This is a genomic window from Micromonospora sp. NPDC003776 (assembly GCF_053605645.1).
This window is the reverse complement of record NZ_JBSGJR010000457.1, coordinates 1-5858: the sequence shown is the minus strand read 5'-3', so window position 1 is coordinate 5858 and position 5858 is coordinate 1. Positions and strand designations below refer to the sequence as shown.

At 73.4% G+C, this 5858-nt stretch carries 5 protein-coding genes; 1 reads left to right on the top strand and 4 read right to left on the bottom strand.

The genetic code is table 11. The features are described 5' to 3' along the window. Positions 1-1655: ABC transporter ATP-binding protein (locus ACWEVO_RS28030; RefSeq protein WP_452310490.1), on the top strand; the 1655-nt coding region annotated here is incomplete at its 5' end. 1 nt (position 1656) lies between these two features. Here the strand turns inward: ACWEVO_RS28030 and ACWEVO_RS28025 are convergent. The 4 genes from ACWEVO_RS28025 to ACWEVO_RS28010 form a co-directional block, all read right to left on the bottom strand. Next, a complete protein-coding gene (locus ACWEVO_RS28025; RefSeq protein ID WP_452310489.1) occupies positions 1657-2394 on the bottom strand; it encodes a DUF4142 domain-containing protein in 738 nt (245 codons plus the stop codon). Positions 2395-2488: 94 nt separating this feature from the next. Then, on the bottom strand, positions 2489-3670 hold the full coding sequence (locus ACWEVO_RS28020; protein WP_452310488.1) for an ROK family protein: 1182 nt from the start codon (positions 3668-3670) through the stop codon (positions 2489-2491). A gap of 25 nt (positions 3671-3695) precedes the next feature. After that, a complete protein-coding gene (locus ACWEVO_RS28015) occupies positions 3696-4955 on the bottom strand; it encodes a sugar ABC transporter permease (RefSeq protein WP_452310487.1) in 1260 nt (419 codons plus the stop codon). Continuing rightward, positions 4952-5779, bottom strand: a complete 828-nt coding sequence (locus ACWEVO_RS28010) for an ATP-binding cassette domain-containing protein (protein WP_452310486.1) — start codon at positions 5777-5779, stop codon at positions 4952-4954. The genes ACWEVO_RS28015 and ACWEVO_RS28010 overlap by 4 nt, the downstream gene beginning before the upstream one ends. Positions 5780-5858: the final 79 nt, after the last annotated feature.

Here is a 5858-nt window from a genome sequence, read left to right as displayed (position 1 = left end):
GCCTGCACGCGCTCGCCGCGGCGGCCGGCCTGGTCGCGCCCCGGCTCCTCGGCGACCTCGTCGAGGGGATCTCGCGCGGGGTCGGCGCGGTCACCGTGGACCGGGTCGCGCTGGCCATCGCCGGTTTCGTCGTGGTCCAGTCGGTGCTGGTCCGCTTCGCCCACCTGGCCTCGGCCCGGCTCGGCGAGCGGGTTCTCGCCCAGCTGCGCGAGGAGTTCGTCGACCGGGTGCTCGCGCTTCCCCTGTCCACGGTGGAGCGGGCCGGCACCGGCGACCTGCTCACCCGCACCTCCCGGGACGTGGCCGCGCTGTCCCGCACGGTCCGCTTCGCCGCGCCCGAGACGTTGATCTCGGCGGTCACCGTGCTGCTGATCCTCGGGGCGCTGGTGCTGACCGGGCCGCTGCTGGTGCTGCCCTGCCTGATCGCGGTGCCGATGCTCTGGGTCGGCACCCGCTGGTACCTGCGCCGGGCGCCGGCCGGCTACCTGCGGGAGAACGCCGCCTACTCGGACATCACCGACGGGATCAGCGAGACGGTCGAGGGCGCGCGGACCACCGAGGCGCTGCGGCAGCAGGCCCGCCGCCGGGCCCGCAGCGACGCCGACATCCGCCGGTCGTACGCGGCCGAGCGCTACACGCTCAACCTGCGGACCGTCTTCTTCCCGGTGGCCGAGATCGGCTACCTGCTGCCGGTGGTCGGCACGCTGCTGCTCGGCGGCTGGTTCTATCTCGAGGGCTGGGTGAGCCTCGGCCAGGTCACCGCGGCGACCCTCTACGCCCAGCAGCTGGTGGACCCGGTCGACCGGCTGCTCTCCTGGCTGGACGAGTTCCAGGTCGGCGGCGCCTCACTGGCCCGGCTGCTCGGCGTGGCCGCCGACGCCGCCGAGCCCGATCCGGTGGCGTCACCCGCCCGAGGGCGGGCACCGACGGGCGGCCGGCTCGCCGCCCACGACGTCCGGTACGCGTACCGCGCGGGCCACGACGTGCTGCACGGGGTGACCCTGGTGCCCCGGCCGGGCGAGAAGCTGGCCATGGTCGGCCCGTCCGGCGCCGGCAAGTCCACCCTCGGGCGGCTGCTGGCCGGGGTGCATGTACCCCGGGCCGGCTCGGTCACGGTGAACGGCCGGCCGCTGGGCGAACTGCCCCTGGGCGAGCTGCGTACCCACGTCGCGCTGGTCAGCCAGGAGCACCACGTCTTCATCGGCACGCTGGCCGACAACGTGGCGATGGTCCGGCCGGCCGCCGATTCCGCCGAGGTCCGGGCGGCACTGGCCGCGGTCGACGCGCTGGACTGGGCGGAGGCGCTCCCGGCCGGGCTGGACACCCGGGTCGGCGCGGACGGCCACCCGCTCTCCCCGGCCCAGGCGCAGCAGCTCGCGCTGGCCCGGCTGGTGCTCGCCGACCCGCACACCCTGGTGCTGGACGAGGCCACCTCGCTGATCGACCCGCGGGCCGCCCGGGCCCTGGAGCGCTCGCTGGCCGCGGTCCTCCAGGGCCGGACGGTCATCGCCATCGCGCACCGGCTCTTCTCCGCCCACGACGCGGACCGGGTGGCGGTGGTCGAGGACGGCCGGATCACCGAGCTGGGGTCGCACGACGAACTGGTCGCGGCGGGTGGCTCGTACGCCGCCCTGTGGCGGTCCTGGCACGGCTGAGTCAGCCGCGGCGCAGGATGCGCCAGGTCGCGTAGCCGCCGGTGAGCAGGGCGAGCAGGAACACCGCCCACACCACGGTGGTGCTGACCTCGACGCCACGGCCGCTGCCGACGTTGGCCGCCGCCGCCGCGACCAGCGAGTCGCTCTGTGCCGGGGGCAGCGCCGCGGGCGGCAGCTGCTGCCACCGGACCAGGCCGGTGCTCTCCAGCATCGTCATGTGGTCGTTGACGAAGGTGTTCGCCTGCTCGGCCAGCTTGCGCACGATCGGGTCCCGGGTGCTGGCCCGGACCGCCCCGATCACCGGGAAGATCTTGCCGTGCGCCACCCGGAGCCGGGTCACGAAGATCTGGTCGAACCGGGCGCCGGTGGCGTTCTGCATCTCGGCCAGCCACCCCTTCTGCTCCGGGGTGGGATCGGTGGGCAGGGTGGCGCCCAGCTTGTTCGCCGCCTGGACCACGAGCTGGTCCAGCACGCCGTGCTGCCGGGCGATCTCCGCGCCGATCTCGCGTACCCGCTTCGACTGGCCCTTCTCGGCGGCCATCTGCCCGGCCGGCATCTCCCAGAGCCCGGCCAGCCGGACGCCGTTCAGCAGGGTCATGTCGGCGGCGTTCAGCTGCTGACCGGGCGCGGGCGCGGCCAGCGCGGTGCCGGGTAGGACGCCGATCCCCGCGACGAGCGCGACGAGCAGCAGCGCCAACCGGTGCGCCACCCGGCGGCGGACAGGTTCCAGCGGTGCCATGGTCGGGGTGCCTCCTCGATCCGGACCGGTACGCGGATGTCGCGGACTGGTACGGATCACGGCACCGATCGGTTCAGCCGGCGCGGGGCCGCGGTCAGCCGACGTCGAGGGGGTCGGCGAGGAGGCGTTCGAAGGCCAGTTCGGCCGCCCCGATCAGCGCCGCGTCGTCGCCGAGCTTCGGGGTACGCAGCCGCACGTGCTCCAGGCAGGCGGGCAGCCCGTTGGAGTTGAGCCGGCTGCGCACCTGGGCGGCGGCGGCCAGATAGAGGTCGCGCATGGTGCCGCCGAAGATGACCATCTCCGGGTTGAAGATGTTGACCAGGTTGGCCACGCCGAAGCCGAGCCAGTCGCCGGCCTGCCGGACGGCGGTCTGGGCGCGGGCGTCGCCCCGGTCGGCGGCGTCGAAGACGGCCCGCAGCGCATCCTGGCCGCGGGCGTCCGAGCGGCCGGCGGCGCGGAGCAGCCCGTGCTCGCCGATCTCGGTCTCCCAGCAGCCCCGGCGCCCGCAGTCGCAGCGCTGGCCGTCCCGGACCACCACCATGTGGCCGACCTCGCCGCTGTACCCGCCGTGCCCGGTCAGCCGCCGGCCGCCGGCGATGATGCCCGCCCCGACGCCGACGTCGCCGTACAGGTAGATGACGTTGTCGCAGTCGGCGGCGACGCCCCGGGCGTGCTCGGCGAAGGCGGCCACGTCGGCCACGTTGCCCACCGTGATCGGTACGTCGATGCCCAGCTCGGCGGCGAGCGCCGCGCCGATCGGCTCGTCCACCCAGCCGGTGGTGGGGCTCAGCCGGACCAGCCCGTCCTCGCGCCGGACCATGCCGCAGACCGCGACCCCGGCCCCGACGCAGATGGAACCCGCCGGGACGGACTGGTGCATCTCCTTGACCGCGCCGGCCAGCAGCGGCGCCGCCTCTCCGGCGACCAGGTTCCGCGGTCGGTCCAGCTCCCGGCTGTCGAGGATCTCACCGCCGAGACCCACCCGCGCGGCCCGCAGCCGGTCCACCTCGACGCTGTACGCGTACGCGTAGACCCGGGCCGACTCGGGCCGGACGACCAGTGACGGTCGTCCGGCCCGGCCGGTCTCCTTCGGCGTCCCCTCGCTGACCAGACCGGCGCCGGCCAGGTCGGCGGTCAGCGCGCCGATGGTGCTGCGGTTGAGCCCGAGCGCGGTGGTCAGCTCCGCCCGGCTGGTCGCCCCGTGCACGTGCACGTAGCGGAGCAGTGCGCCCAGGTTCTGCCGACGGATGTCGTCCTGACTCGGTCCCGCGCGCATTGCCACAGCCATGTCCGTACGGGGTTCAGCGGGTGCCGGTGGCGGCGGCCCGCCGCCGCGACAGCGCGTCGATCGTGGCGGCGGCGAGCAGGACCACGCCGGTCACCACGTACTTCACACCCGAGCTGTAACCCATCAGTCCCATACCGTTGTCGATGACCGCGACCACCGCGCCACCGAGCACGGCGTCGAGGACCCGGCCCTTGCCGCCGAAGAGGCTGGTGCCGCCGATCACCGCCGCGCCGACGGCGTAGAGCAGTACGTTACTGCCACCGGTGTTGGGGTCCACCGAGTTGGCCCGGCTGGCCGCCACGATGCCGCCCACCGCCGCCATCGTGGAGCAGATGACGAAGACGGAGATGCGGATCCGGTCGACGCTGATGCCGGCCCGGCGGGCCGCCTCGGCGTTGCCGCCGACCGCGTAGATGTGCCGGCCGTAGCTGGTCCGGTGCAGCACGAAGGTCCAGAGGACCAGCAGGATCGCGATGATCGGCACCACGATCGGCACGCCCTTGAGCGAGACGACCAGCACGTTGCGGCTGCGCTCCAGGTTGAGCACGTAGACCGCGACGCCGAGGATGACGGCGAGGCCAACGATCCGGGCGGCCACCACGGCGATCGGGTCGGTGAGCAGACCGCGGGCGGCGCGATTGCGGTGCCGCAGCAGCTGCACGGCCGCGTAGCCGGCGACGGCCACGGCGGCAAGCGTCCAGCCCAGCGCGGGGGAGAGGTTGCGGTTGGCGATCGCGACCAGGGTGTCGTCCCGCACCGAGATGTTGGCGCCCGACTTCATCAGCATCAGCACGACGCCCTGGAAGGCGAGGAAGCCGGCCAGCGTGACCACGAAGGACGGGATGCCGACCTTCGCCACCAGCAGGCCGAGCACGGTGCCGATCACCACGCCGGTGACGATGGCGGCGAGCACCGCGACGTACCAGGGGTAGCCGAGCACGGTGACCACGTTGGCCAGGATGGCGGCGCAGACGCCGCTGGCGAAGCCGGCCGACAGGTCGATCTCGCCGAGCAGCAGGACGAAGACCAGCCCCATCGCGATGAGGGTGACCGCGGCGCCCTGGGTGAAGAGGTTCGCGAAGTTGCCGGCCGTGAAGAACGACGGGCGCGCGATCGAGAAGCCGAGGCAGAGCGCGAGGAGCATGACGACCGCGGGCAGCGCGCCGATGTCGCCACCGCGTACCCGGCGCCAGTAGTTGTTCAGGTGGCTGCCCACCGTCGGTGTCGGCGCGACGGCGGCGGGGCCTTCCTTCTTCACGGCGGTGGTGGTCATCGGAGGGCTCCTGGAGTCGTGTCGGCCGGCGCGCCCGCGCCCGCGCCGTTGCCGTTGCTGCCGGGTTCGGCAGGGAGGCCGAGGTTGCCGGAGCGACCGGCGGTGATCAGCTCGACCACCTGCGAGTGGGTGATGTCGGTGGTCTTCACCTGGGCGACCATCTGGCCGAGGTAGAGCGCGGCGATCCGGTCGGAGACCGCGAAGACGTCGTTCATGTTGTGCGAGATGAGCACCACGGCCAGGCCGTTGTCGGCCAGTCGGCGGACCAGTTCGAGCACCTGCGCGGTCTGCGCGACGCCGAGCGCGGCGGTCGGCTCGTCCAGGATGACCAGCTTGCTGTTCCAGAGCACGGCCTTGGCGATCGCCACGGTCTGCCGCTGGCCGCCGGAGAGGCTGGCGACGTGCTGGCGTAGCGACTTCACGGTGCGGACGCTCAGCCCGGCCAGGGTCTCGGCGGCCATCTGCTCCATGGTCGGCTCGTCGAGCACGATGCCGCTGCGCTTCTCCCGGCCGAGGAACATGTTCTGCACGATGTCGAGGTTGTCGCAGAGCGCCAGGTCCTGGTAGACGACCTCGATCCCGAGCGCGGCGGCGTCGCGGGGGCTGTTGATGCTCACCGGCTGGCCGTCGAAGAGGAAGTCGCCGGAGTCGGTGGGGTAGATGCCGCTGATGCACTTGACCAGGGTCGACTTGCCGGCGCCGTTGTCGCCGACCAGCGCGGTCACCTCGCCGGCGTGCGCGGCGAAGGCGACGTCACGCAGCACCTGGACGGGGCCGAAGCTCTTGTCGATCCCGCGCAGCTCCAGCAGGGGGGTTGCGGACACGGGGTTCTCCTTTGGACGGAGGGAGGTCTCGGATCCCGTCCGGCGCGGGAGCCGCCCGGCACGGGAGAACCCGTGCCGG